The organism is Lentzea fradiae, assembly GCF_900100955.1.
GTDB classification, from domain to species: domain Bacteria; phylum Actinomycetota; class Actinomycetes; order Mycobacteriales; family Pseudonocardiaceae; genus Lentzea; species Lentzea fradiae.
The window spans coordinates 355,197-381,906 of the sequence record NZ_FNCC01000001.1 but is presented as its reverse complement, the minus strand read 5'-3'; the positions used below and the strand labels follow the sequence as shown (position 1 = coordinate 381,906).

Sequence of the window (26,710 nt, the reverse complement as noted above, 5' to 3'; positions counted from 1 at the left end):
CGCCTCAGCGCTTGTCCCTGCCGAGGAACAGCGCCACGGCGAAGATCAGCGCGAGCACGCCGAAGAAGACGCTGACGGCGAGGGGCGCGCCGAGGACGGACGTGGTGCCGTTCACGGCGAGGCTGATGGCGAGGCCGGTCCACAGGAGCGGGCGGCGGGTCTGGACGGTGCCGGTGTTGTTGTTCGTCATGCCGAGAAATCTAGGGATCGCGGGCTCGCGATCCGATCCCCCGCGCTGCCGTTGTGGGGGTGGAGCCTGCTCCACCCCCGGCGGGGTCACTTGGCGAGCACGGTCAGCATCCTGGCCACCTCGTCGCGGACCGCGTCCCGGCCGGGGGCCAGGTAGCGGCGCGGGTCGGTGAGCTGCTCGCGTTCGCCGAGCACGGCGCGAACGGCCTGCGTCAGCACCTGGTTGAGGCGGGTGCCGATGTTGACCTTCACGATGCCGGCGCCGACCGCGCCGCGGAGCCCGTCGTCGGTCACGCCGGACGACCCGTGCAGCACCAGCGGGACGGGGACCGCCGCGGCCAGCTCGGCGATGAGCGCCTCGTCCAGCACGGCGCTGCGGTCCGTCATGGCGTGCGACGACCCCACGGCCACCGCGAGCGAGTCGACACCGGTCGCGGCGACGAACTCGGCCGCCTCGCGAGGGTCGGTGCGCACACCGGGGGCGTGCGCACCGTCCTTGCCGCCGACCTCGCCGAGCTCGGCCTCGACGAGACAACCGCCGGCGTGGCAGCGTTCGACGACGGCGCGGGTCCGTGCCACGTTGTCCGCGTAGTCCAGTGTGGACGCGTCGAACATGACGGACGTGATGCCGAGCCGCAGACCTTCGTCGACCAGCTCCTCGTCCTCGACGTGGTCGAGGTGGACGAGCACGGGCACGGCCGCGTCGGCGGCCATCTGCAGGCAGGCGCGGGCGAACGGCGCCAGCGACCCGTGGTAGCGCACGGCGTTCTGCGAGATCTGCAGGATCACCGGCAGCCCGCTGTGCTCGGCACCGGCGACGATCGCCTCCGCGTGCTCGATCATGATCGCGTTGAACGCGCCCACCGCGCGGCGTTCCGCCCGCAGCTCGCCGAGCAGGGTCGTCCACTCCGCGGTCATCGTGTCTCCTCTACGGTCGTCAGGGGGATCCAGCGGGCCCTGGCCCCGCGGTCGATCTCGCCGGCCACCGGCCGCAGCACGGCGCTGGCCGACGTGGCGACGACGTCCGCCAGCGCGGCGGGCCAGTCGACGTCGTGGCCGTCCCTGGCCAGGTGCAGTGCCAGTGCGGCGGCGGCCGCGTCACCGGCGCCCGCCGGGTTGCCGCTGACCACCTCGGGAGGACGGGCCCGCCAGGAGCCCCGTGCGGTCAGCGCGGTCGCGCCGCCGGGTCCGGCGGTCGCGACGACGGCCGCCGCTCCCCCGGGCACCAGGTCCTCCACCGGTCCCGCGGAGAGCAGCTCCGCCAGCTCGTCGGAGTTGGGCATCAGCACCGCGCCGCTGCGCGCGGCGGCGTGCAGCGCCGGGCCGGAGACGTCGGCGATGACCGGCACGCCCAGCCCGGCGCACAGCCGGGCGAGGCGTGCGGGCACCTCCGGGTCCAGGCCCGCCGGGACGCTGCCGGAGATCACGACGGCACCCGCCCCGGTCTCCAGCTCGTCCCGCAGCGCGGCCGTGACGAGCGCCTCGGCGCCCTCGACCGCGGGAGAACCGTTCTCCTGCAACATCGTCGTGCTGTCGTCGGCGACGACGGCGACGGTCCTGCGCACCGACGCGAGCGCCGGGACGAGCCGGTGCGGCAGCCCCAGCCGCTCCAGGCCGGTGCGGAACTCGTCGGGCTCCGCCGTGGCGGTCAGCGCGAGCACGAGGCTGTCCCCGCCCAGCGCGCCGACCACCGCGGCGACGTTCACGCCCTTGCCGCCGGCCCTCGACCGCACGACGGGCACCCGGACCGTCTCCCCCACGCGCAGGGCCCGCACGCGGTAGGTCACGTCGATGGCGGGGTTGAGCGTGACGGTGACGATCCGGCCGGTCACCTCGCCGCCCCCACCAGCTCCGCCTCGCCGCTCTTCTCGGCGCGGTAGACCATCAGCGTCGACCCGGCGAGCGCCAGCACGATGCCCGCGACCTGGAACACGCTCGGCCGAGCGCCGAACACCGCGAGCGACAGGACGATCGTCAGGACGGGCGCCAGCGCGTTCGTGACCGGGGCCACGATCGACGCCTTGCCACGGCTCATCGCCATGACGAGGAACAACGCGCCGACGGCGTTGAGCACCTGCGTGCCGGCGGTGAGAGCGGGCGCCTGCCACGGGAAGTCCAGCGGCAGCCCGCCCATCATCAGCAGCGCCACCGGGATCAGCACGAGGCCGCTGATGGTCATCCAGCCGAACGTCGACGCGTCGTCCACCCCGGCGAGTGCCGCCTTGCGCATGAAGAACGCCTGCACACCCCACGCGACGCAGATGAGCACCGCGAGCAGCAGGTACAGCCACCCGTTGCTTTCCGAGGTGTCGGTGGACACCGAGAAGAGCACGATGGCGGCGAGTGCGAGCACCACGCCCGCCCAGGACAGGGCGCCGAGCCGTTCGCGCAGCAGCCCGAACGCCATCAGCACGGTGATCGCCGGGGACAGCGCGACGATCGGGAAGATGACGTACGCCGGTCCGATGGTGAGCGCCTTGAACAGCAGCAGCTGGCCACCGGCGCCGGTGAGACCGATCGCCAGCCCGTAGCCCGCGGCCGTGCGGCTGCGGTCGAACTTCTTGCCCCGCAACGAGAACCACGCGGGGATGAGCATGGTCAGCGACCACACGACGTAGACCATCGGGTCGGGGTAGTCGTAGAGCGTGGTGGGCAGCGCGGAGAACGCTCCCCACACACCCAGAACAACACCAGCAGTCCCGCGTAGGGAATCCAGCTGTTGGTGCGGAAAGCGGACGCGGCGGGTCCGGTCATCATGGGCTCCTCAGGGCGAGAGCGCTGCGGCGGCGGCGGTGGAGATGTGTTCTGCCCGCAACGGGTGTCCGTGCAGGCGGGCCGCGTGGAGTGCGGCGCCGATGTGCGGTTCCAGCAGTGGTGCGCGGAGGCCGGCGCCGTCGGCGAGTGACTCGCGGAACGACGACAGCACGTGCTCCGAGGCGAACATGCCGCCCGAGTAGGACACCGGAACCTCTTGGGAGGCGGGGAAACCGAGGGCTTCCCTGCCCACGTTCACGAGCAGGGCGAGCTCACGGCCCGCACTGCGGAGGATGTCCGCGGCCACCGCGTCACCGGCGCCGGCGGCCACGTCGACCACCTTGCTCAGGCTCGCGATCCGGCCGCGGTCGCCGTGCCACCGGTTGACCACGACGTCGATGGCGTCGAGGTCGGTCGCCAGGCCGAGCGCCGAGCGCATCCCGTCGGCGAGCGGCCCGGCAGGCAGGCGTCCGTCGGCCATGCGGCTGAAGGCGTTGAGCCCCTGGACCGCGACCCAGTAGCCGGAGCCCTCGTCGCCGAACAGCTCGCTCCAGCCACCGCCGCGCCACTGCCTGCCGTCGTGCTCGCCGTAGGCGATGGAGCCGGTGCCCGCGACGACGTTGATGCCGTCGACCCCGCCGAGCGAGCCGGCCCAGCCGCAGATCATGTCGTTGCCGCAGCGGTAGTGGTCACCGCCGAGGATCTTCGCGGGCAACGCGTCCAGCACCGGGACGTCACCGCTGACCTCGCCGTAGGCGGGCAGTCCGATGAACGCGTAGGTGATGCCGGTGACCGGGATGCCCGCGGTGGCGCAGACCTCCGTGATCCCCTGGCGCAGCAGGGGTTCCACGATGCCGATCCCGTCCTGGAGGTGGTACACGCTCGCCGTGCGGGCCTCCGCGACCACCCGGCCGTCGAGATCGACCAGGCAGAACGCCGTCTTCGTGCCCCCGCCGTCGACACCGAGGAACACGGCTCACTCCCCGGTTTCCGGCAGGTCGTGGATGACCACGCCCTGCACCACGCGGTTGACCTCGCCGCCGGGGAACGGGTTGTCCGGCGTCAGGCCGAGTGCGAGCGAGCACGCGAGGGCGGTGGTCTGCGCCGTGATGACCGCGGCCAGCGCCCACACCGAGGGCGAGGTGAACGCGCCACCGACCGGCCAGACCTGAGCGCCGTCGAACTCCTCGGGGCTGGCGTCCCCCACCACGACAACGCGTTCCGCTCCGACGGACTGCACCAGCTCACGGGCGATGTCGACGTCGTATGACCGCGCGTACGGGTCGGGAGACAGGAAGACGAACGCGATCGTGCGGTCGTCGAGCACGGACTTCGGGCCGTGCCGGAACCCCAGCGACGACTCGGCGAGCGCGACGACCTCGCCGCGGGTCAGCTCCAGGCACTTCAGCGCGGCCTCCCGCGCGAGTCCGTGCAGCGGCCCCGACCCCAGGTAGACGAGCCGCTGCGGCTTGGCCTCCGCGATCCCCGACGCCCGTCCGGCCGCCTCGGCGAGCACGTCGGCGCCGCTGCGCGCCAGCGCCGCCACGTCCACGTCGAGCCCGAACACCAGCAGCGCCGCGAGCGCCATGCCGGTGAACGACGACGTCATCGCGAAACCGCGGTCGTTCGTCTCCTCCGGGAGCGCGACGACGACGGCCCCGTCCGCGCCGTCCCACCGCCGGGCGAGGTCCCCACCGGGGTTGCAGGTGATCACCACGTGCCGCAGGCCGGGGGTGAGCCGGTGCAGCAGCTCGGCCGCCGCGAGCGACTCGGGGCTGTTGCCGCTGCGCGCGAACGACACGAGCAGCACGGGCCCTCCGCCCGCGGCCGCGGTGTGCGGGTCGGCGACGATCTCCGTGGTGGCGATCGGCTCCACCGGCCTGCCGAGGTGCCGCGCCAGCGCCGGGGCGACGACCTCGCCGACGAACGCCGACGTGCCCGCACCGGTCAGCACGATCCTCGTGCCCTGGTCGGCGAGCGCCGCGCGCACCACCTCGCCGGCCGACTGCCGGACCCGGTCCACCGCGTCCGCCACCCGCGGCCAGACGACCGGCTGCTGCCAGATCTCCTCCGCGGTCGCGCTGCCGCCGAGCCCATGCTCACCCATGGTGTCGCCCTTCGATTACCGGGACAGTTCCCGGACGTGTCCGGGGCGCTTTCCCCGAATGCCGTTGATCGCTTCGAGCCGCCGGCCTCTCCGCCGCGGTTCGGCAAGTGCTGCATTCGTACGGCCGACCCTGCGCGAGTGGCAAGGTTCCACGGCGAAGTGAACATCTCAGATGAGCGTTTTGAGACGTTTCCGCAGGTCAGCCCCGAGTGTGATGCCGACGCTCCCTGTGCAATCGCTCACTGACCCGGAGTTGTCGTAGGCTCCGCCGCATGGCCGACGCGACCGATTCCGTGACCAGTCAGACCGATTCCGTGACCAGCCGGAACCGGTCCGGAAAAAAGCGCACCACGCGCAGCGAACGCATGTCGGAAATGCTGCGGGTGCTCCGGGAAACCGGCTCCCTGAAGGTCGCCGAGCTGGGCGAGCGGTTCGGCGTGTCGTCGGCGACGCTGCGCCGCGACCTGGCCGTGCTGGAGGAGCAGCGGCTGCTGACGAGGACGCACGGCGGCGCGAAACCGCAGGGCGCCGTCGACGAGGTGCCGGTGCGCTACCGCGACGGCCGGTCCCGCGAGGCGAAGCGCGCGATCGTGCGCCAGGCCGTCCGGATGCTGCCGTCGGGATCGCACGTCATCGCGCTCACCGGCGGGTCGACCACCAGCGAGCTGGCGAAGCAGCTGCCCAGCCGCGGTGACCTGACCGTCGTGACGAACGCGCTGAACATCGCGATGGAGCTGGCCCTGCACCCCCGCCACAAGCTCGTCGTCGTCGGCGGCGTCGCGAGACCGCAGTCGTACGAACTGGTCGGTCCGTGGGCGGAGCAGGTGCTGGCGTCGATCAGCATCGGCACCGCGTTCATCGGCGTGGACGGCATCGACGCCGTCGCGGGCATCACCACGCACGACGAGAACGAGGCGCGCACCAACCGCGCGATGCTCAGCCGCGCCAAGCGCGTCGTCGTCATGGCGGACGGCAGCAAGCTCGGCCAGGCCACGCTCGCCCGCATCGCCGACATCCAGGACGTGCACGAGGTCGTCACCGACCTGTCGGCCGATCCGGCCGCGGTGGCGGCGATCCGGGCGGCGGGCGTGCGCGTGACCGTCGTGGAGGTCAAGGCGGCCAAGTGACCGGTTCAAGCGAGCCTTCGCCTGGTTCAAAGGCTTTCGACGACTCCGCGCAGGACGGTCAGATCCCGGCCAGCACCTCGTCGTGCAACGACCGCACCAGGTTCAGCGCCTCCACAGGAGACCGCCCCACGAGCGACATCGCCTCGGCGACCCGCTCGGCATACCGCTCCGGCGCCGCACCGAACCCGTCAGCCAAGGCCACCGAGCCCTTCTCGTTGGTGAGGTACCGGCGTTCCGCGGCGAACACGACCTGCGTCAGGCACGAGACGGCACGGAAAACGCACCCCGTCACGTACGCGACGTCACCGCGTCCGGCCGCGGACTTCGCGGTGGACAACGAGAAACCGGCCTCCCAGCCGAACCTCTCGACCACCGCCGTCCTGAGCGGTTCCGGGTACGGGTCGACGAGCGTGCGGAGTTCGGCCAAGACGCCGTGCGGGTCGTGGAACGGGACGTTCTGGAACACCTCTCCCGCGTAGATCGCGGTGCTGAAACCGTGCGGATGCCCTGCCTGGTAATGGATGTCGACATGACCGGCGGCGCAGTCGCGCAGCACCCGGCGGGTCCGGCCGGTGTCGCGCAGCAGAACGTCCACTTTGGTCTCCGCCATGCGCAGCCACACACCGCCGTTGATCCACGGTCCCCACTCGCCGTAGCGGCCGAAGCCGTCCGGGGCGCGGCGGTCGTCCAGCTCGGTGACGGCGGCGAGCAGGACGTCGAAGTCCGGGCGGGTGGCGGGGTCGTAGTACAGGCCGACGTCGACGTCGGAGTCCGGCTTCGCCGTGCCACGGGCGTGAGATCCGCCCAACGCCAGGCCGAGAACGCCCGGCACGTCGGCCAGGCCGTCCCGGACGCGATCGAGGATTCGCCTCAGGTCCACGTGCACTCCCCCGGGATCAGTGGGCGCCCGGTCGAAGGACACCCAGCGCGGCACCCAGGTGGTCGCGGACGCGTCGTCGCTGTTCCTCGTGCCGGGGACCGGAGTGCCGGCGGGGCACACCCTCGACCAGCATGATCAGGTACAGGTAGGCGCGGTACAGCGCCAGCCGCAGCCGGGCGCTCCGGGTGAACGGCGCGGCGCCGTACCCGGCCAGGAAGTCGTGGTCCTGCTCGATGTCGCCGAACAGCGCGAGCGAGACGAGCTCCGCGAGCGGGTCGCCCCAGAACGCGCGCTCTCCGTCGACGAGTCCGGTCACCCGTCCGTCGTGGGCAAGGACGTTGCCGTCCCACAGGTCGAAGTGCACGAGCACCGGGCGGGTGACCTCGTCGAGCAGGTTCCCGTGCGACCGCACCAGGTCCGCGATGCGCGCGGCGGGTTCGGGAAGCACGACGCCGTACCGGGCGGCGTCGGCGAGCACGGCGTCCACCATGCCCGCGAACGCCTCCCGCCACGTCGGGGCGAGACCGAGCTGCGGGTAGCCGAAGCCGGTGCCGGTCACCTCGTGCAACCCGGCGACGACCCGGCCCAGATCCGCGCGCAGCAACGACTTCCGCCGCGCCGGCGGCGGGGAGGCCGCCAGGGTGTGCCCCGGGATCTCGGTCATCAGCAGGAGGTCCGACGCCACCAGGCCCCGGCTGAAGTCGGCGTGCACGACCTCGGGCACCGGTGCGTGCCCACGAACGGCGCGGTAGAAGGCCGTCTCGGTCCGCATCAGGTCGCGTTCGTAGGTGAGTCCCGGGGAGTCTGGGGGTGGCGCCACCTTCAGCACGTACCCGCCCCCGGTGGTGCCGATCCGGTAGGCGGCGTTGAAGGTTCCCCCGGTCAGCTCGGCCCAGCCGGTGACGGTGGCGGGGTCGACACCGGCGGCGGCCAGGACGCGGTTCAGGGTGCGCTCGTCCACGGCAGACCTACGAGCGCAGGTACGAGGCGCCGTTGAGGTCCACCACCGCGCCGGACGACCAGGCCGCGGCGGGCGAGGCCAGGTGCACGACGGCGGCCGCGACCTCCTCCGGTGTGCCGACCCTGCCGAACGGGCTCTGGTCGCGCACCGCGTCCCCCTCGGCTCCGCTCAGCTTCGCCGCCTGGCGTTCGGTCGCGATGAACCCCGGCGCGACCGACGTGACCGAGATCCGGTGCGGGGCCAGCGCGACAGCCGCCGACTGACCGAACGCGTGCAGCGCCGCCTTGGTCGCGCCGTAGGCCGGGAAGTCGGGTTCGCCGCGGAAGGCGCCCCGCGAGCCGACGTTGACGATGCTGCCGGGCGCGCCGCGTTCGACGAGGTGCCGTGCCACGGCCCAGGTGGTGTTGACCGCGCCGAGGAGGTTGACGTCCACCATCGTCCGCCAGGCCGAGGTCCACTCGTCCCACGACGCCTCACCGATCCGGTGCAGGTTGCCGGGCGCCGGCGCGACCGCGGCGTTGTTCACCAGCACGTCGACCTCGCCGAGCAGGGCCACCGCCTCGGCGACCACGGCACGGGCCGTCTCCTGGTCGGCGAGGTCGCCCGCGACCAGCGCGTGCCCGTCGCCCGCCAGGAGGGAGAGCGTCTCCTGCGCCTCGTCACGGCGGCTGCCGCAGTGGACGGCGACGCGGTGCCCCAGCGCGGCGAACGCCACGGCCGTCGCGCGGCCGATCCCCCGTGACGCTCCTGTTACGAGCACACCACCCGGCCGGCGATCCATCATGATCACAGCCTAGTCCCCCGGCGCGAACGGTCGAGTTCGGCGGCGCGGAGGGCCGAATCGCCACTTATCCGCAGGTCAACGCGCATTTCCGCGATCCCGTATTCGGCGGTCGGTGACGGTGTGTGTTCTGAATCAACTCAGGTGAGCTGTCCTCGTATTCGACGAGAAAGCTGAGGTCAGCATACCTTTTCGAAACTGTTTCGATAGTTTCCAGTGTTTTTCGAAACGTTCCTGAATAACGCATTCGAGCTACACAGGGGTTGATCGGGCATACCAGTTCGTTTAATACTCACACCGCTTCCAGTCGACCGGCGGGTGGCCACGGCGCAGGCCACGTGCCCCGAGTAGAAGACGATTGAACGTCCCTGCCAAACATTCCACCCGCTTTGCGCGGGTGCTCCCCAGAAAGCGCCGATAATGACGCTGACAGTGAAGTCAGTAGGACGAGTCACGCTCGTGTCCTCACTCGTGGCTGCCGCCGCGGGCATGGCGATCTTCGCGGCCGCGCCCGCCAGTGGCGCTGCCGACACCCTCGCCGCCGCGGCTCAGCAGAGCGGCCGTTACTTCGGTACCGCCGTCGCGGCGAACAAGCTCGGCGACGGCACCTACGTGAACATCTTGAACCGCGAGTTCGACATGGTCACGGCCGAGAACGAGATGAAGATGGACGCGCTCGAGCCGAACCAGAACCAGTTCAGCTACGGCACCGCGGACCGGATCGTGAACCAGGCCATCGGCCAGGGCAAGCGGGTCCGCGGCCACGCGCTGGCGTGGCACATGCAGCAGCCCGGCTGGATGCAGAACATGGGCGGCACCCAGCTGCGCAACGCCATGCTGAACCACATCACCCAGGTCGCCACGTACTACCGCGGCAAGATCTACGCCTGGGACGTGGTGAACGAGGCGTTCGCCGACGGCAACAGCGGCGGACGTCGTGACTCGAACCTGCAGCGCACGGGCAACGACTGGATCGAGGCCGCGTTCCGCGCGGCGCGGTCGGCCGACCCGAACGCGAAGCTCTGCTACAACGACTACAACACCGACAACTGGTCGCACGCCAAGACGCAGGGCGTCTACAACATGGTGCGCGACTTCAAGTCCCGGGGTGTCCCGATCGACTGCGTCGGCTTCCAGGCGCACTTCAACAGCGGCAACCCCGTGCCCTCGAACTACCACACGACGCTGCAGAACTTCGCCGACCTCGGCGTGGACGTGCAGATCACCGAGCTCGACATCGAGGGCTCCGGTAGCTCGCAGGCGCAGCAGTTCCAGGGCGTCACGCAGGCTTGCCTCGCCGTCGCCCGCTGCACCGGCATCACCGTGTGGGGCATCCGCGACAGCGACTCGTGGCGCGCCTCCGGCACCCCGCTGCTGTTCGACGGCAGCGGCAACAAGAAGCAGGCGTACAACTCGGTGCTCAGCGCGCTGAACAGCGGCACGGGCACGACGTCGCCCAGCACGCCCACCTCGCCCACGACTCCGTCCAACCCCGGCGGCGGGGGCTGCACGGCGACGTACTCCGAGGGCGAGAAGTGGAACGACCGCTTCAACGGCAACGTCACGGTCTCGGGCTCGAACAACTGGATCGTGACGGTGACGGTCAGCTCGCCACAGCGGATCATCGCCACCTGGAACACCAGCGCGAGCTGGGACTCCGCCAACGTGATGACGGCGCGGCCGAACGGCAACGGCAACTCGTTCGGCTTCACGATCATGCACGGCGGCAACTGGAACTGGCCCAGCATCTCCTGCAGGACAGCCTGATCCAGCTCGGGTGGGGCCTCTGAGCAGGAGGCCCCACCCTTCCACTCCACAGTGGACGAAGGCCCGGTCACCTCACCCCGTGACTGGGCCTTTCGGCTGTCCCCGGTTCGGTCGTTCGACCGAACTTCGCGCCGCGGCCCATCCCCGCGCACCGCCCGCGGCGTCCAGTGATCAGAGGGCCGCACCGAAGCGGCTCACGGACACTGGGGAACGACTTGCGCGTACTGATGATCGGAGCCGCGGCCCTGCTGGCCGCGGTCCTGGCACCGGCGGCGGCCCACGCGGCACCGCCAGCCAACGACGACTTCTCCGGCGCCACGCCGGTCACCGCACTGCCCTTCACGTCCACCGTGGACACGAAGGAGGGCACGGCCGCGGCCGACGACCCGCAGCTCTGCTGGTGGAGCACCAGCAGCGTCTGGTACCGCTACACCGCGCCCGCCGACGGTTTCGTGGCGTTCGCGACGGACCGGGAGGAGGACCGCAAGCCCGCCGTCTCCGTGTACACCGGTGACCGCGGCGCGCTGAGCTGGGCCGGGGCCTGCCAGTACCCGCACGGCGGCGGTTCGGACACGTTCGCGGTGAAGGCGGGCACGACCTACCACCTGCTGGTGCAGGACACCCGGTACGCGGGCCCGGTCACGCTCAGCCTCACGCCGGTGCCGAGGGCGGCCAACGACGACCTCGCGGCGGCGGCGGACGTGCCGCTCGACACCGACGTCGCGGGCGACACCGGTCCCGCCACGGTGGAGCAGGACGAGGTCGAGGCGAGCTGCGACACCGGTTCCGACCGGTCACTGTGGTACCGCTACACCACCGGCCGGGAACGGGTCGTCGCCGCGGAGGTGACCCAGAGGAGCAGCGCCGCCTCGGTCGCGGTCTTCCGCAAGAGCGATCTCACCGAGGTGGAGTGCCGGCAGACGAGCCACGCCCCGGCGATCTTCACGGCCACCCCTGGCGAGACCTACTACGTGCGGATCGCGAACAGCGACTACGACGCGGCGGCGCTGACGTTGCGGCTGTCGGACGCGCCGGGGATCGCACCGGCCCTGCGGTACTTCTCCCCCGCGCGGCCGGGCGTCTTCGACGAGATCGTGTTCGAGATCGACCCCGGTGACCCGGCGGGCCGCTGGCTCGCGGGTGGCGAGGTCCGCTTCGGTGACGGCGCCGCCGCCGCGATCCCGGCCGTTCCCGGCACGGCGACCGTCTCGCACCGCTACGCGGCGGACGGCGAGTACGACCTGACCGTCAGCGGGTACACGGCGGACGGCCGTTCCGGCTCCACCACGCGGAAGTTCAAGGTGGAGACGCACGACGTGACCGTGGCGGACCTCGTCGCGCCCGCCACCGCGACGGCCGGCTCGACCGGTGACGTCACGGTGTCGGTGTCCACCACGCGGTACGACGAGGACATCGTCGTCGAGCTGCTGCGGCGCCTGCCCACGGGCTACTGGACCGTCGTCGGCACGGCGGACGGGCACGTGGCGAAGAACGGCACGACGGTCGTGCCGTTCACCTACACCTACACCGGTGAGGACGCGGCCATCGGCAAGGCGACGCTGAAGGCACGGGTGCGTCTCGCCTCCGGCGACGACAACAACCCGGCCGACAACGAGCGCGTGGCCGAGACGACCGTGACCGCCACCCGGTAGCGGGACCGGTCCGGGCGGCGCTCAGGAGCGGCGCCGCCCGGACCACCGGAAGCTCAGTGCCTGCCCCAGTTCGGCACGTTGTGGCCGTTGAGGTCGACCTCGAACTGGTCGTACTTCTCCATCAGCGTCAGCAGCTCGTCCTCGGTGGGCTTGTTGCCGTCCGCGTACAGCTCCGCGAGGCCGCGGAAGTACTCCTCGCGGTTGAGCGCCGGGGTGAAGATGATGAGCATCTTCGCCTGGTCCGCGTACGGGTTGTGGAACCCGTGCGAGACACCCATCGGCACGTTGACGTACGTGCCGGGCGGCGCGGCGAACGACTTGCCGTCGAGGTGCAGCTCCACCACGCCGCCCAGGACGTAGAACGCCTCCAGCTGCTCGTTGTGGACGTGCGGCGAGGCGCCGGGGGCACCGGGGTCCATCCGGTGCTCGTACAGACCGAGCCTGCCGTCCGTCTCGCTGCCCCGCGCCTTGAACGTGGTGTGCGTGGTGGTGCCGATCTGCACCGACTCGCCTTCACCGGGAAGCAGGATGTTGGGCACTTGCGTCATGTCCGGTCACTCCTCGTCGATGGCCGCGGTCGTCTCGCCGCTGTCGGTCGTGTCTTCCTGGTTGAACCACGAGAGGTACCGCTCACCCGTGTCCGGGAAGACGGTCACCAAGTTCTTGCCGGCGAGCTCCGGCCGCGCGGAGAGCACCCGGCAGGCGTGGGCCGCCGCGCCGGACGAGACGCCGACCAGCAGCCCCGCCGTGCGCGCCAGCTCCCGCGCGGTGCGGTAGGCGTCCTCGTCGGACACCGCGAGCACCTCGTCGATGAGGCCGACGTCCGTGGTGGGCGCGACGAAGCCGCCGTTCAGGCCGGGGATGCGGTGCAGGCCGCCCCAGCCCTGGCTCAGCACGGGCGAGCCCTCCGGCTCGACCGCGACCACGCGGACGGCGGGGTTGCGCTCCTTGAGGTACTTCGCGGTGCCGCTGAGCGTGCCGCCGGTGCCGACGCCGCAGACGAAGACGTCCACGTCGCCGTCGAAGTCGTTCCAGATCTCCGGTCCGGTGGTGGCGTAGTGCGCCGCCACGTTGTCGGGGTTCTCGTGCTGGCAGGCGAACCACGACCCCGGCCGGTCGCGGTGGATCTCCTCGGCCTTGGCGATCGCGGCGACGTACCCCTCCTGGTGGGGCGTCATCACGATCTCCGCGCCGAACGCCTTCAGCAGCTGGACGCGTTCACTGGTGGCGCTGTCCGGCAGGACGATCACGCACCGGTAGCCGCGCGCGGCGGCGATGGCCGCCATCGAGATGCCGGTGTTGCCCGACGTCGCCTCGACGATCGTGCCGGAGCCCCTGGTGAGCTGCCCGCGCCGTTCCGCGCCGTCGATCATGTACAGCGCGGCGCGGTCCTTCACGCTCGACAGCGGGTTCGCCATCTCCAGCTTGGCGTGCAGGTGCGCGGTGGTGACGCCGAGGTCGAGCCGGACGGTGGGGGTGCCGCCGACCAGGTCCACGAGCGACTGAGCGGGTGGTCGTCGGGTGAGGGGCTGACTGACTCGGGTCTCCACGAGCCCTCCGATCTGCTTCGGTGGTCACCAGCTGGGGAACACGGCCGCGCCCTTGTGCTTCTGGCCGGCGACGACGACGGACTGGCGGGGCCTGGCCGCCTTCGCCACACCGCGGGTCGACCTGACGTTCGGGATGGAGAACGGAGCGAGGACCCGCGAGTCCGCCGGCACGTCGCGGATGACGAGCGCCTGCGCGCCCACCACGGAGTCGTGGCCGACGGTGATCGGCCCGAGCAGCGTCGCGTTCGCGCCGACGACGACCCGGTCGCCGAGCTTCGGGTGGCGGCGCGAGCCCTCCGGCCGCTGGTTGTCGTGCCACCACCCGACCGCGCCGAGCGTGACCTGGTGGAAGATCGTCACGTCGTCGCCGATCACCGCCGTCTCGCCGACCACGACACCGGCGCCGTGGTCGATGAAGAACCCGCGGCCGATCGTCGCGCCGGGGTGGATCTCGATGCCGCCGGTCAGCAGCCTCGCGAGCACCATGACCAGGCGGGCGCCGCGGCGGTGACCCCGCAGGTGCAGCAGGTGCGACACGCGATGGCCCCACGTAGCGATGACCGTCGGGTGCAGCAGTGCCTCGCTGCGCGACAGGATCGACGGGTCGCGGTCCATCACCATGTCGAGGTCCGCGGCGAGCCTTCGCAGCAGCGCCCGCGGGGTCACCGGAGGGCTCCGGCCTTCTCGCGGTCCGCCCGCAGCTGGCCCAGCCGGTTCTCCGCGTAGGCCACGCCCACCAGCACCACCAGGCCACCGGCCAGGAGGTTCCAGGTGACGGGCTCACCGAGGAACGTCACGCCGATCAGCACCGCGAACACCGGCACCACGTAGTTCACCGCCGAGGCCGTCGTCGCGCCGACGTCGCCGATGAGGCGGAAGTACAGCACGTAGGCCAGTCCGGTGCTGAGCACGCCGAGCAGCACGATGCTGAGCGTCACCGGCGTGGTGAGGTCCGGCACGCGCCAGTCGAGGAACGGCGTCACCAGCGCCTGCAGCACCGCCGCCGCGACGAGCTGCGACGCGGCCAGCGCCAGCGGCGCCAGCCCGAGCGGGGACAGGTGCTTGCGGACGTACACGAAGCCGATCGCGTAGCTCACGGCCGCGCCGAAGCAGGCCATCCGCCCGCTGAGCGAGCCGAGCGACTCGTGCCACGGCCCGATCAGCAGCACCACGCCGACGAAGCCGAGCGCGAGCCCGACCGCCTTGCGCGAGGTGGCCCGCTCGGTCGGCAGCGCGGCCGTGGCCAGCGCCAGGGTGAGCAGCGGGGTGGCCCCGATGAGGACGCCCGCGATGCCCGCGCCGGTCGTCTTCTCGCCGTAGGACAGCAGGAGGAACGGGATGACGTTGCCGAACAGCCCGGCGGCCGCGATGTGGCCCCACACCACGGCCGACCGCGGCAGCGTCACCTTGCGGACGGCCACGATCGAGAGCAGGACCGCCGCTCCGAGCACGAGTCTGGCGAGCACGAGCTGGCCCGGTGTCAGACCTTCGAGTGAGACCTTGATGAAGGTGAAGCTGCTTCCCCACAGCAGCGCCAGCAGCAGGAAGCGCGCGACGGATGCCTTGTCCATTGCTTCTCGATTCGGGTCATCTGTCAGTTAGTCCCAAAACTTCACCATGAGTAACTAGGGTCGTGGTCGAGTCACGGCCTCAACGCAGGTGGAAGCGCGTTCGGGCGCGATCGGAGCATGGCCAAACGGACGGCGTCGTTCGTCGCTGTGAGTGAACGTCTTCAGGAGACGACGGCGTCGAGCCCGCTCGCCTGCGTGCGCCAGTCCACCTGGTTCGGCGCGCCACCGGCCCAGCGCTGCCCGATCCGGTTCAGCGCGTCCCGCCCCGCCGTCCACACCGAGTCGGACTGGCGGCGCGCGTACTGCTGGTAGGCGCCGGCCCCGGTGGCCCGCGCGAGGTCGTTCAGGTAGCGCATGAAGACGCCCTTGAACTGCTTCTGGTTGTCGTCGCAGGACGCGGACAGGTCGCACGACTCGGTGAGCACGCCGTCGCGCGTCAAGACCGGGCTCGTGATCGCGGCGTCCGCGAGCCGTCGCGCGGCGTCGAGGTACCGGCTGTCCCGCGTCGCCCGCCACACCTCGGTGAACCCGCCGATGGCGAGGCCCTGGTTGTAGGACCAGACCGTGCCGCCGTTGTTGCGGCAGGAGCCGTTCAGCCCGTCGTTGACCAGGTTCGCCGAGTTGACCATGCCGCTGGCCAGGTACCAGTCAGCGGCGGTCCGGGCGCGCCGCAGCCACAGGGTGTCGCCGGGCGTCCGGCGGTGGATCGACGCGGTCAGCCTGACGTACTGGCCGTTCGTCACGGCGTTCTTGTACGTGCGCTCGCGGTCCCACCAAACACCACCGCCGCACGTGCGGGTGTCCCAGTACTGGTGCACGTACGACGCGATGGTGGTCGCCATCGCCAGGTAGCGCCGGTCGCCCGTGCGGTCGTACGCGGCCACCCACGCCAGCCCCCACCAGGCGCTGTCGTCGATCGAACGGCTGATGAAGTTCCCCTCGACCGGGTCGGTGCCGCGCTCTCCCGCCGCGAACGTGCCGCGGTTGACGTCGAACGTCCGCGCGACCACCCAGTCGTACTCCCGGATTCCCGAGTCCAGCAGCGCCGTGAGCGTCGTCGCCGAGTTCCACCAGCTCGTCGGCCACCAGGCGGCAGACGGGTCGTAGTCGTACATCAACGCGTCCGCCGCCGCCCGCACCCGGCCCGGCACCGGCCGCGCCCACGCCGTGCAGCTGCCTTCCTGGTGCGCCGCCTCCCGCCCGCACGCGCGCACGGCACCACCGAAGTGCCGGCCACGCGGGTCGCGGGTGGCGAACAACGTGGTGCCCGTGCCCGTCGCACCGGCAGGCGTCGACGTCCGCCCCAGCGACGACCCGCCCGGCCAGCTCGCCCCGCCGTCCCAGGACCGGTCGAGCCAGACCTCGTCACCGGGCCCGCCCGCCTCGACCGTGCCCCACGCCATGCCGTTCAGGTCGGTGTGCAGCCGGATGGTGCGACCGGACAACGTCGCCGGCGGAACGGGTTGCGCGTCACCGTTGGCCTGCGTGGCACCCGCCCCGTCGCACAGGACGTCGCACACCGCGGGGTAGATCCAGTCCGTGCACGTCACCGCCGCCGCGTCCCCGCACGCGCGGATCAGGCCGCGCCGGTGGTGGACCGGGTCGGTGACGTTGTACATCAGCGTGCGGGTACCGGTCCACGAGGCCGGGACGCTCGCCCGGTCCAGCAACCCCTCCCAGCTCGCACCGCCGTCCCACGACCGGTCCAGCCACACCGAGTCGCCCGTGACGCCGTTGTCGATGCTGCCCCACGCCATCCCGTCGCGGTCGGAGACGTGCAGGACCAGGCGGCGGCCGTTGACCTGCCGTTCCGGCACGGGGAACGTCTCCTGGGCCGCCCGGGACGGGTCGCGGGTGTCGCAGTGCAGGACGCAGACGAGCTCGGTGGCGGCGAGAGGTGGAGTGGTGGGCTGCGGCGTGCCGGGCGGGGCGGCTAGAGGTGGTGCGGTGGGCTGCGGTGAGTCGGGCTGGGCGGCTGGTAGTGCGGTGCTGCTCGGCGGGCCGGAAGGCGGCGCGGCGCCAAGCGGTGCGGCCTCCGTCTCCGCCGCCCCACCCCACGCGTCCCCGGCCGCTACGCCGTCCGGCGCACCGCCGGCCGAAACCGTCTCAACAGGCGGCGTCCACGAAGGGCTGCTGCCGGGTGCGAGCGCGAGCGCCACCAGAAGGGCCACGAGAAGGTTCAGCACGCCGACCACCCCCGCGTTCGTGGGAACGCTCTCATGGTCGTGACCCGGGCAGCTCCAGGTCAACGGGCTGGCGCGTTCATGTCCCGGACAGAAATTCCCGCGTCCCTACCCGGATCTCACACGGCCTCGTGGTCTACTTCCGCCGTCGCGGCGGGCCGGTGACACGCCCCCTCGACAGGCCAGTTGAGACGCTCGGCCCAAGTCGCCGAGAATTTTTCGTTATCGCCGTGAAGCCCGGACATCTCCTGTTCAGAGAGAGTCCTGGACCGGCAAGTGAGGTGAGCATGACGGCAGCGCGGGAGCCCGGCGTCGCGACGGTGGAAGCCGCACGCGACGGCGACCAGCGTGCGCTGGACGACCTGGTGAGCGGGTACCTGCCGCTCGTCTACAACATCGTGGGGCACGCGCTCGGCGGTCACGAGGACACCGACGACGTCGTCCAGGAGACGATGCTGCGCGCGGTGCACGGGCTGTCGTCGCTGCGCGACCCCGCGGGGTTCCGGTCGTGGCTCGTCGTCATCGCGATGAACCAGATCCGGCTGCGGCACCGCGAACGCGAGCGGGTGCCGGTCACCGGTCCGATGGTCGAGGACATCGCCGACCCCGGCGCGGACTTCGTCGACCTCACCATCATGCGGCTGCAGCTGTCCGGGCAGCGACGCGAGGTCGTGGCGGCGACGCGGTGGCTCAGCGCGGACGAGCGCGAGCTGCTGTCGCTGTGGTGGCTGGAGGCGGCCGGGCGGCTCACCCGCGCTGAGGTCGCCAACGCGCTCGACCTGACGCCGCAGCACACCGCTGTGCGGGTGCAACGGGTCAAGGCGCAGCTCGACTCCGCGCGGATCGTCGTGCGCACGCTCGAACGCACGCCCCGCTGCCCCGACCTGGCCGAGGTCGTGGCCGACTGGGACGGTGACCCGAGTCCGTTGTGGCGCAAGCGGATCGCCCGGCACGCCCGGGACTGCGCGCGCTGCGAGCGCTGCGGCACCGACCTCGCGGCGGTCGAGGGCCTCATCGCCCGGCTGCCGCTGGTGCCGCTGCCCGCGGCGTTCGCGTTCGACCCGTCCGCCCCGGCCGGGGCGCACGCCGTCCTCTCGCACGCCGCCGGAGACCCGGTCACCACCGGCAAGATCGGGCTGCTGCTCAAGGGCGCGTTCGTCAAACCCGTCGCCGCCGCGGCGGCCGCGGTGGTGGCCGCGGGCATCGTCGTCGCCGTGGTGCCGTCCCGCGAGGAGCAGCCGGTCGCGAACACGATCGCGGTCGCGACCGGACGCACGCCGCCGGTCACCACCGTCGCGTCCTCGTCCGTGCCGGTCACGACCACCACCACGGTCCCGTCGTCGACGTCCGTCGCGGCGCCGCCTCCTCCTCCGCCAGTCACGCCGGTGACGGTCGCGGCCAAGAAGGGCGTCAGCACCTGGAACTTCGACGGCGTCGGCAAAGCGCTCACCGACGTCCGCGCGGGCTGGTACTACAACTGGGCCGTGCACCCCGACGGTGTCGCCACGCCGCCGAACGTCGAGTTCGTGCCGATGATCTGGGGCACGAAGTTCACCGACGACGCCACGATCGCCCGCGCGAAGGCCAACGGCAAGGTGCTGCTCGGGTTCAACGAGCCCGACTTCCCCGACCAGGCCGACATGTCGCCGGAGCAGGCGCTCGACCTCTGGCCGAAGCTCGCCGCCACCGGGCTGCGGCTCGGCAGCCCGGCCGTCGCGCACAGCGGCGACAAGCCGGGCGGCTGGCTCGACCGGTTCATGTCCGGTGCGGCGCAACGAGGTCTGCGCGTCGACTTCATCGCGGTGCACTGGTACGGCTCCGACTTCGGCGACGCCGCCGTCGGACACCTGAGGAACTACCTGGAAGCCGTGCACAAGCGGTACGGCAAACCGTTGTGGCTCACCGAGTACGCCCTCATCGACTTCTCCGGCGGGTCACCCCGCTACCCGTCTCCCGAGCAGCAGGCGGCCTTCGCCCGCGGCTCCGCCGCCATGATGGAGAGCCTCCCCTACGTCGAGCGCTACGCGTGGTTCGCGCTGCCCGCCGACAAACCGGGCACCGGTCTCTACGCCCCCGGCGGCACCCCCAACCAGGCCGGCCTGGCCTACCGCGACGCGGGCTGATCCCGCGCCGCCCTTGAACCGCCACCGTCCCTGTTCAAGTTCTCCCTGCTCGAAAGGATCATTCGATGGCCCACGCCCCGATTCCGTCCCGGATGCGGAGGCGCGTGTTGATCGCCGCCCTCGCCGTGGCGGGTGTTGCGGCGTCCGCGGTGACCGCGAACGCGATGTTCTTCACTCCCCCCAAGAACCCGCCCGCGGCGACCTCGTCGACCACGCCCCCTGCCTCCACGCCGGAACAGCAGCACCAGCAGCAGGCCGCTCCTCCCGCCACCGCTCCGGCGGAGGGCACGTCCGGCGCGACGACCGCCCAGGACGCACCCAAGGCCGCTCTCAACCTGCCCGCGCAGGAGCCGATCCCGGCGAACGCCGTGCGCGTCGCCGAGTTCGTCGCGGAGTGCCCGTTCACGCACCGGCTGCCGGACGACCCGATCGTCCTGCCGAACCTGCCCGGCGCATCGCACATGCACAGCTTCTTCGGCAACGTCTCCACGAACGCCCACACCACCGTCGAGGACCTCGACAAGGCCGAGACCTCGTGCAACCCCAAGAAGGACCTCTCGTCCTACTGGGTGCCCACGCTGCTCGTCGACGGCCAACCGGTCGAGCCGACCGGCACGACGTTCTACTACCTCGGTGAAGGCGTGCGTGACGACGTGACCGCGCGCATCCAGCCGCTCCCGCACGGGCTGCGGATCGTCGCGGGCAACGCCAAGGCCACCGCGCCCGACGGCAGCACCCAGTCCCGCTGGTCCTGCCTGCACGCCGGGCACGTCGAGCCGTCCAAGGACTTCGTGAACTGCCCGGAGGGCTCGATGCTCGAGTCCTACCTGGACTTCCCGCAGTGCTGGAACGGCAAGGACCTCGACTCGGCCGACCACAAGAGCCACATGGCCTACCCGGTCGCGAACGAGTGCCCGTCGACGCACCCGGTGCCCGTGCCGAAGCTGCGCCAGGTGCTGCGCTACCCGGTGACGGGTGACCCGGCGCGGATCAAGCTCGCGTCCGGCCCCGGCTTCACGATGCACGGCGACTTCTTCAACGCCTGGCCCGAGGAGGACATGGCGCTGCGGGTGCGCGACTGCATCAACCGGATCGTCAAGTGCGGACCCGACGGCCGTCCGTAGTGCGGGCACTGGTCGTCGCCGCCGTCCTGGCGGCGGCGGGGTGTGGCGCAGCGGCCCCTGCACCCGTTGCGCCACACCCTGTTTCTCCCGCACCTGAGCTGTCGGCCACCGACCTGGCGTTCCTGGACCTGGTGATCCCCCAGAACGAGACGGCGCTCGCCGCGCTCGCCCTGGTGAGACCCGGTTCCGCGCTGCGCCCGCTGGCCGACCAGGTCGCCCCCGCCTACCGGGCCGAGCTGGCGCGGGTCAGGGAGGTGCTCACGCGGGCGGGCAGGCCGGAGTCGGACCAGCACGACGGTCATGACATGCCCGGCATGGTCACAGCGGCCGAGCTGGCCGCCGCCGAGCACGCGCCCGACCCCGACGACCACCTGAAGTCGTTGCTGCGCAACCAGTTCGAGGAAGCACGCACCGTCGCCCGCTCCGCGCTCTCGGCCGGGACGAACGCGACGGTGGTCGAGCTGGGCGGCTGTATCGACAAGACGCGAGAGACCTACCTCGCCACCCTGAACGCTCTGTAGCGCGCACCGGTCACGAGGGCGACAGGACCTGACCGGAAGACGACGGTCCCCGTGCGGTGTTCCCCCGTACGGGGACCGTTTTCAGCTCGCCGGGACGCGGGCCGCCAGTGCCGTCGCCTCCGCGGTGCGGCCCTGCTCCCGGTACAGCGCCAACGCCCGTTCCCACTGTTCCCGCGCCAGTTCAACCTCCCCGGCCGCCGCGTGGACGTCGCCGAGGTGCTCCAGCACCGTCGCCTGCTCGACCGAGTTGTCGAGCTCGCGGTACACCTCCAGGGCATCGCGGTAGTGCGTGACGGCGTCGGAGTGCCTTCCGTCGTGGTGGGCGATGTGCGCGAGACTGTCCAAAGTGGCCGCGGACCCCTCCGCGTGGCCGAGCTTCCCGTTGAGCAGCATGGCCTCCTCGCAGAACGCGCGGGCCTCGGCGTACCGGCCCAGGCACGCGTACCGCCAGCCCACCTCGTTCAGCGACTCGGCCTCCCGGACCTCCGACCCGGCCGCGCGGAACTGCTCGAGGCCGCGCAGCGAGTGCTCCAGGGCCTTCTCCCGGTCGCCCTCGAACTCCGCCGCCCACGCCATCGCCCGGTGCGCGCCGCCGTGCGCCTCGTGGTTCGTCATGCCCTCGAAGAGCGCGAGGCCGCGGTCGAAGTGCTCGTGCCCCAGCGCCGACTGGCCGAGCTCGACGTAGTCGGCGCCGAGGCACACGTGCGCGGTGGCCTGGTTCAGCTCGTCGCCGAGCGCCTCCGCGGCGCGCAGCGCCACCAGCCACGCCTCGACGTCGTCGTGGGTGCGGCCACGGCGGAGGTGGTAGTTGTTCAGCGCGCGGCCGATCATCCACGCGACGCCGAACCGCCCGCCGGCCAGTGCCCGGCGTTGTTCGGTGAGCAGGCAGGCGTGCTCGGCGTCGAACCAGGCCATCGCCGCGGCGTTGCCGGTGAACGTCAGGACGTGGCCGCTTTCGTGCTCCGGCAACGACTTGTGCGGTTCCAGCGTGAGCGCGGCGGCACGGGCGGTGGCGGCGTAGAAGTCGGCCAGCCGCGACCCGGCGTCGGCGGGCAGGTCCGCCGCGTAGAGCCCGACCAGGTCGTGCATCCGGTAGCGGCCTGGCACGTGCTGCTGCACGAGGTGCGCGTTCTCCAGCTCCCTCAACACCATCCGCGCTCGCGCAACCGGCAGGTCCAGCAGCGCCGCCGCGGCCGTGAGGCTCAGGTCCGCCGAGCCCACGGTCCCGAGCAACGCGAACGCACGGGCCGCAGGCTCCGACAGCGCCGCCACTGACCAGGAGAACACCGCACGCAGGTTCGTGCCGATCTCCCCCGCGTCCAGCGCGTCGAGCGGCTGCTCGGCCAGCTCCTCCGCGAACACCGCGAGCGGCAGGTCCGGGTCCATCGCCGCACGCGCGGCCACGATCGACAACGCCAGCGGCAGACCACCGCACCACGTCACCAGGTCCGCGACGACGCCCGGTTCGGCGGCGACGCGGGCGGCGCCGAGCCGCACCGCCAGGAACTCGTGCGCGTCGGCCTGGCCGAGGACGTCGAGCGACACCGACCGGGCACCGTGCGCGGCGACGAGACCCGCGAGCTTCACCCTGCTCGTCACCAGCACCGTGGCGTCCTGGCCCGGCAGCAGCGGCACGACCTGGTCGGTGGAGCGGGCGTTGTCCAGCAGCACCAGCATCCGCCTGCCCGCGACCAGGCCGCGGTAGCGCGCGGCCCGCGCGTCCAGCCCGGACGGGATCGTCTCCTCCCCCAGCGCCTCCAGGAACTCGCGCAGCACGGCCTCGGGCGGCGTGGGTTCGGCGGCGGGGTCGAAGCCGCGCAGGTTCACGTAGAGCTGGCCGTCCGGGAACTCGGCGAGGTGCCGGTGAGCCCAGTGCACCGCGAGCGCCGTCTTGCCGATGCCGCCGCTGCCGCCGATCGCGGTGGTGCCGGGCGACCTCAGCGCCGCCAGCTCCTCCGCGCGGCCGGTGAACCACGGGTGCGGCGCGGGCAGCTGCCGCGGTGTCACCGCCGAACCACCGGCCAGGACGCGCTGGTACGTCTCCCGCAACGGCTTGCTCGGGTCCACGCCGAGCTCGTCGGCCAGCCGCCGCCGCACGGTGTCGTAGTGCAGCAACGCCTCCGCGTCGTTGCCCGACCGGTGCAGCGCGAGCATCAGTTGCGCGGCAAGGCGTTCGTCGTGCGGTCGTTCCTCGGCCGACTGCCGCAGCGCCGGCAGCAGCGCCGCGTGCCGCCCCGCCGCCAGAGCCACGTCGTTGCGGTCCAGCTCGGCGGCCGTGCGTTCGGCGTGCAGGCTCTCCCGCAACGCGGCGAACCACTCCGACTCCAGCCCTTCGACGGCGTGCCCGCGCCACAACGCGAGCGCCTCGTCCAGCTCGCCCCGCCGCACCAGTGCGCGGAACCGGAACAGGTCGACCTGGTCGGGAGAGACCGTCAGCCGGTACCCGGCGGGTGAGCGCTCGATCGCCGGCCCGAGCAGCCTGCGCAGCTTCGACACGTACCCGTAGAGCGTCTCGCGGGCGCGCAGCGGCGCCCGATCGCCCCAGACGCGGTCGAGCAGGCGCTCCACCGGAACCGGCCTGCCCTGCTCCACCAGCAGCGCCACCAGCACCGACCGTTGCCGGACGTGGCCGGCGTCGACCAGCGCACCCCCGTCGCGCACCTCGACGGCGCCGAGCAGCCCGAACTCCACTCATCACCTCTCAGCAGCGGATTCAAGGTTCATCCTAGGTACACCCGGCACCGTCGTCACCGGACGGGAAGGCCCCGGTCACCAACGACCCGGCAGCCCAAGCCACGGGGTCTTCCCGCCGTCCCACCACCCCCGCGACCTGCGCAAAGATCACCCGAGCGGCCCAGGGCGGACGCGTTGCTCCACATGCGACCCTGAGGTGGTGAGCACCACCCGGATCGGGTCGTTCAACGTGCAGAACATGTTCGAGCGCCCCAAGGTGATGGGCCGCACCGCCACCCGGCACGCGGCCCCGGTGCTCGCCGCCCACGCCCGGTTCAACGAGCTGGTCGCCGCCGACACCTACACGCCCGAGGTGAAGGAGGAGCTCAAGGAGCTCCTGACCACCCTGGAGCTGCTGCGGTCCGACCGGAGCAGGTACGCGGTGCTGCGCCGCATCCGGGGCCGCTTCCTGGCAAGGCACCGCACCGGCGAGACGTCGGTCGTGGCGAGCGGCAGGGAGTCGTGGGTCGGCTGGGTGGAGCTCACCACCGAACCCATCAGCGAGCTGGCGACCCGCCACACCGCCCAGGTGATGCGCGACGTCGGCGCGCACGTCCTCGGCGTCGTCGAGGCGGAGTCCCGTGAGCTGCTGCACCTGTTCTCCGCCAGCATGCTCAAGAACGTCGGCTGGACCCCGTACGAGGAGGTCCACCTGATCGACGGCAACGACGAGCGCGGCATCAACGTCGGCCTGCTCACCCGCGACGCCCACCAGGTCATCACCATCCGCACGCACGTGTATGCGCGGGACTCCTCCGGTGTGGTCTTCTCCCGCGACTGCGCCGAGTACCACGTGCGCACCCCGGCGGGCCCGGAGGTGGTCGTGCTGGTGAACCACCTGAAGTCCAAGGGCTACGGCGCCCCCGGCGACCCGATCGGCGCCCGCCGCCGCTTCCGCCAGGCCGTCCGCATCGCCCGCATCGTGAACCGCCTGCGCGACGAGGGCCACGAGCACGTCGCCGTCGTCGGCGACCTCAACGACACGGCGGACAGCGAGGCGTTGCGCCCGCTGTTCGAGCGCACCGGCCTGCGCGACATCAGCGAGCACGAGAACTTCGACTGGGACCACCGCCTCGGCACGTACCGCGGCGTGAACGAGCAGGGCAAGATCGACTACGTGCTGCTCACCCCGCCGCTGTTCGCGAAGGCCGTCGGCGGCGGGGTGTTCCGCAAGGGCGTCTGGCGCGGCCCGCGGACCAGGAACCGCTGGGACGTCTACGAGACGATGACCAGCGAGGTGCACGCGGCCAGCGACCACGCCGCGATCTACGCCGACATCGACTGGACGCGGTGAGCGGGCCTGCGACCATTCTCACGTACGCCGGGTGACCTGCGCACTCGTAGGTTGGCGCTCATCATGAGCGCTTCCACCAGCACCGCACCGCACTGGCGCCGCAACCTCGCCGTCTGCGCGGCGGGGTCGTTCACGACCATCGTCGGGATGACGCTGATCCTCCCGATCCTGCCGTTGTACGTCCGCGACCTCGGCGTCACCGATCCGGCGGCGGTCACCACGTGGTCGGGCATCGCCTACGCGGCCACGTTCCTCACGGCCGCGCTGACCGCTCCGCTGTGGGGCCGACTCGGGGACCGGTACGGGCGCAAGCCCATGCTGATCCGCGCGAGCCTCGGCATGGCGGTCGCGATGTCGCTGACCGGGCTCGCCCAGGACGTGGGGCAGCTCGTCGCGCTGCGCCTGCTCACGGGACTGCTCGGCGGCTACGCCTCGGGGTCGACGATCCTCGTCGCCGCGCAGACCCCGGAAGACCGGTCGGCCTGGGCGCTGGGGGTGCTGTCGTCGGCGATCATGGCGGGCAACGTCGCCGGGCCGCTCCTGGGCGGCACGATCGCCCAGACGGCCGGTGTCGACGTCGCCTTCCTCGCCACCGGCGTGCTGATCTTCTGCGCGTTCCTCGGCACCGCGTTCCTGTTGAAGGAGACCCGGTCCGCGCCCCGCGGCTCCGCGTCGGTGAGGACCGGGGGCTGGGCAGGGGTCACCAGGAAACCGCTCGTGCTGGCCCTGCTGGGACTGTCGGCACTGCTGGTGTTCGCGGCGATCTCGGTCGAGCCGATCATCACCGTCCACGTCGAGCACCTCACCGGCGGCACCGGCCACGTCGCCCTGCTCGCCGCGGTGACGTTCTCGCTCACCGCGGCCGGGACGATCCTGTCCGGACCGTGGCTGGGCAGGATCGCCGACCGGGCGGGACACCTCAGGGTGCTGGCCGGCAGCCTCGCCGCCGCGACGGTGCTCCTCGCGTTGCAGGCGGTGGCACCGGAGATCATCTCGTTCGCCGCGCTCCGGTTCGCGACCGGCCTCGCCCTCGGCGGGGTCACGCCGACCGTGGTCGCCACGATCCGCCGGCTCCTCCCGGACGACACCGTCGGCCTCGTGCTCGGCTACAACGTCTCCGCCGGGTACGTGGGCCAGGTCGCCGGTCCCGTCCTGGCCGGGGTCGTCGGGGGCGTCGCGGGAACGGGAGCGGTCTTCGCCACCACCGCCGCCGTCACCGCGGCGGGGCTGGTCGCCGCCTTGGTCATCCGCGCACGACTGCACCCCGAGGCGAGTCGCGCCACCTAGGACTCACCGGCACATGGGTCCCTGTCCGCACTCCGGCACCCGCATCGACCTGTCAGGCTGACAGCGGCGGGAAGAACGACCACTTGCCGGCCCCTCGGGTCCTGAC

At 71.9% G+C, this 26,710-nt stretch carries 23 protein-coding genes; 8 read left to right on the top strand and 15 right to left on the bottom strand.

Going from position 1 to position 26,710, the window contains the following annotated elements; genetic code table 11:
- Positions 1-4: 4 nt before the first annotated feature.
- The 6 genes from BLT23_RS01770 to BLT23_RS01745 form a co-directional block, all read right to left on the bottom strand.
- Positions 5-190, bottom strand: a complete 186-nt coding sequence (locus BLT23_RS01770; protein ID WP_090044773.1) for a hypothetical protein — start codon at positions 188-190, stop codon at positions 5-7.
- Positions 191-276: 86 nt separating this feature from the next.
- Positions 277-1,107: a class II fructose-bisphosphate aldolase gene (locus BLT23_RS01765; protein WP_090044771.1), complete on the bottom strand. Its 831-nt coding sequence runs from the start codon at positions 1,105-1,107 to the stop codon at positions 277-279.
- Positions 1,104-2,021 (bottom strand): 1-phosphofructokinase family hexose kinase, encoded by a 918-nt coding sequence (locus BLT23_RS01760; RefSeq protein WP_090044769.1) that lies wholly within the window; start codon positions 2,019-2,021, stop codon positions 1,104-1,106. Before BLT23_RS01760 ends, BLT23_RS01765 begins: the two co-directional genes overlap by 4 nt.
- Entirely contained in the window at positions 2,018-2,866 is an 849-nt protein-coding gene (locus BLT23_RS01755) for a DMT family transporter (RefSeq protein WP_245743442.1), read from the bottom strand. The genes BLT23_RS01760 and BLT23_RS01755 overlap by 4 nt, the downstream gene beginning before the upstream one ends.
- Before the next feature lie 87 nt (positions 2,867-2,953).
- Positions 2,954-3,916 carry an N-acetylglucosamine kinase gene (locus BLT23_RS01750; protein WP_090044768.1) on the bottom strand — a complete coding sequence of 321 codons (963 nt, stop codon included), beginning with the start codon at positions 3,914-3,916 and terminating at the stop codon, positions 2,954-2,956.
- A gap of 3 nt (positions 3,917-3,919) precedes the next feature.
- Entirely contained in the window at positions 3,920-5,050 is a 1,131-nt protein-coding gene (locus BLT23_RS01745) for an SIS domain-containing protein (protein ID WP_090044766.1), read from the bottom strand.
- Between the two features lie 365 nt (positions 5,051-5,415).
- Between BLT23_RS01745 and BLT23_RS01740 the strand changes: the two genes are divergently transcribed.
- Positions 5,416-6,177, top strand: coding sequence for a DeoR/GlpR family DNA-binding transcription regulator (locus BLT23_RS01740; RefSeq protein WP_245743440.1), 762 nt, complete (start codon positions 5,416-5,418; stop codon positions 6,175-6,177).
- Between the two features lie 58 nt (positions 6,178-6,235).
- On the opposite strand, the gene BLT23_RS01735 is transcribed toward BLT23_RS01740, so the two are convergent.
- Genes BLT23_RS01735 through BLT23_RS01725 form a run of 3 tightly spaced genes read right to left on the bottom strand, consistent with a single transcriptional unit; the run spans position 6,236 to position 8,802 of the window.
- Positions 6,236-7,057: a nucleotidyltransferase domain-containing protein gene (locus tag BLT23_RS01735; protein ID WP_176946545.1), complete on the bottom strand. Its 822-nt coding sequence runs from the start codon at positions 7,055-7,057 to the stop codon at positions 6,236-6,238.
- Between the two features lie 16 nt (positions 7,058-7,073).
- Positions 7,074-8,018 (bottom strand): phosphotransferase family protein, encoded by a 945-nt coding sequence (locus BLT23_RS01730; protein WP_090044761.1) that lies wholly within the window; start codon positions 8,016-8,018, stop codon positions 7,074-7,076.
- 7 nt (positions 8,019-8,025) lie between these two features.
- Positions 8,026-8,802 (bottom strand): SDR family NAD(P)-dependent oxidoreductase, encoded by a 777-nt coding sequence (locus tag BLT23_RS01725; RefSeq protein WP_425434339.1) that lies wholly within the window; start codon positions 8,800-8,802, stop codon positions 8,026-8,028.
- A 417-nt stretch (positions 8,803-9,219) separates the two neighbouring features.
- Here BLT23_RS01725 and BLT23_RS01720 point away from each other — a divergent pair, with 417 nt between their 5' ends.
- Together BLT23_RS01720 and BLT23_RS01715 are read left to right on the top strand one after the other, a co-directional pair.
- Positions 9,220-10,566 carry a glycoside hydrolase family 10 protein gene (locus BLT23_RS01720; protein ID WP_090044759.1) on the top strand — a complete coding sequence of 449 codons (1,347 nt, stop codon included), beginning with the start codon at positions 9,220-9,222 and terminating at the stop codon, positions 10,564-10,566.
- A gap of 227 nt (positions 10,567-10,793) precedes the next feature.
- Positions 10,794-12,218, top strand: a complete 1,425-nt coding sequence (locus BLT23_RS01715) for a hypothetical protein (RefSeq protein WP_090044757.1) — start codon at positions 10,794-10,796, stop codon at positions 12,216-12,218.
- Between the two features lie 53 nt (positions 12,219-12,271).
- Here BLT23_RS01715 and BLT23_RS01710 read toward each other — a convergent pair whose 3' ends face one another.
- The 5 genes from BLT23_RS01710 to BLT23_RS01690 all read right to left on the bottom strand — a co-directional run bounded on the left by BLT23_RS01710 (position 12,272) and on the right by BLT23_RS01690 (position 17,525).
- A complete protein-coding gene (locus BLT23_RS01710; RefSeq protein WP_090044756.1) occupies positions 12,272-12,766 on the bottom strand; it encodes a cupin domain-containing protein in 495 nt (164 codons plus the stop codon).
- A 6-nt stretch (positions 12,767-12,772) separates the two neighbouring features.
- Positions 12,773-13,768: a cysteine synthase A gene (gene cysK, locus BLT23_RS01705; RefSeq protein WP_090044754.1), complete on the bottom strand. Its 996-nt coding sequence runs from the start codon at positions 13,766-13,768 to the stop codon at positions 12,773-12,775.
- Between the two features lie 24 nt (positions 13,769-13,792).
- Entirely contained in the window at positions 13,793-14,434 is a 642-nt protein-coding gene (gene epsC, locus BLT23_RS01700; protein ID WP_245743438.1) for a serine O-acetyltransferase EpsC, read from the bottom strand.
- On the bottom strand, positions 14,431-15,339 hold the full coding sequence (locus BLT23_RS01695) for a DMT family transporter (protein ID WP_090044752.1): 909 nt from the start codon (positions 15,337-15,339) through the stop codon (positions 14,431-14,433). Before BLT23_RS01695 ends, epsC begins: the two co-directional genes overlap by 4 nt.
- Before the next feature lie 161 nt (positions 15,340-15,500).
- Positions 15,501-17,525 carry a glycoside hydrolase family 76 protein gene (locus BLT23_RS01690; RefSeq protein WP_245743436.1) on the bottom strand — a complete coding sequence of 675 codons (2,025 nt, stop codon included), beginning with the start codon at positions 17,523-17,525 and terminating at the stop codon, positions 15,501-15,503.
- Positions 17,526-17,809: 284 nt separating this feature from the next.
- Here BLT23_RS01690 and BLT23_RS01685 point away from each other — a divergent pair, with 284 nt between their 5' ends.
- The 3 genes from BLT23_RS01685 to BLT23_RS01675 all read left to right on the top strand — a co-directional run bounded on the left by BLT23_RS01685 (position 17,810) and on the right by BLT23_RS01675 (position 21,290).
- Complete coding sequence (locus tag BLT23_RS01685) at positions 17,810-19,645, top strand: sigma-70 family RNA polymerase sigma factor (RefSeq protein ID WP_090044748.1); 1,836 nt, start codon at positions 17,810-17,812, stop codon at positions 19,643-19,645.
- Positions 19,646-19,749: 104 nt separating this feature from the next.
- Complete coding sequence (locus BLT23_RS01680) at positions 19,750-20,769, top strand: DUF1996 domain-containing protein (protein ID WP_218133601.1); 1,020 nt, start codon at positions 19,750-19,752, stop codon at positions 20,767-20,769.
- Entirely contained in the window at positions 20,745-21,290 is a 546-nt protein-coding gene (locus BLT23_RS01675; protein WP_176946544.1) for a DUF305 domain-containing protein, read from the top strand. Before BLT23_RS01680 ends, BLT23_RS01675 begins: the two co-directional genes overlap by 25 nt.
- A gap of 81 nt (positions 21,291-21,371) precedes the next feature.
- Here the strand turns inward: BLT23_RS01675 and BLT23_RS01670 are convergent, their stop codons facing one another.
- Entirely contained in the window at positions 21,372-23,981 is a 2,610-nt protein-coding gene (locus BLT23_RS01670; protein ID WP_090044745.1) for an AfsR/SARP family transcriptional regulator, read from the bottom strand.
- A 202-nt stretch (positions 23,982-24,183) separates the two neighbouring features.
- Here BLT23_RS01670 and BLT23_RS01665 point away from each other — a divergent pair, with 202 nt between their 5' ends.
- Together BLT23_RS01665 and BLT23_RS01660 are read left to right on the top strand one after the other, a co-directional pair.
- A complete protein-coding gene (locus tag BLT23_RS01665; RefSeq protein WP_218133600.1) occupies positions 24,184-25,317 on the top strand; it encodes an endonuclease/exonuclease/phosphatase family protein in 1,134 nt (377 codons plus the stop codon).
- A 63-nt stretch (positions 25,318-25,380) separates the two neighbouring features.
- Positions 25,381-26,604 (top strand): MFS transporter, encoded by a 1,224-nt coding sequence (locus tag BLT23_RS01660; protein WP_090045674.1) that lies wholly within the window; start codon positions 25,381-25,383, stop codon positions 26,602-26,604.
- The last annotated feature ends 106 nt before the right edge of the window (positions 26,605-26,710 follow it).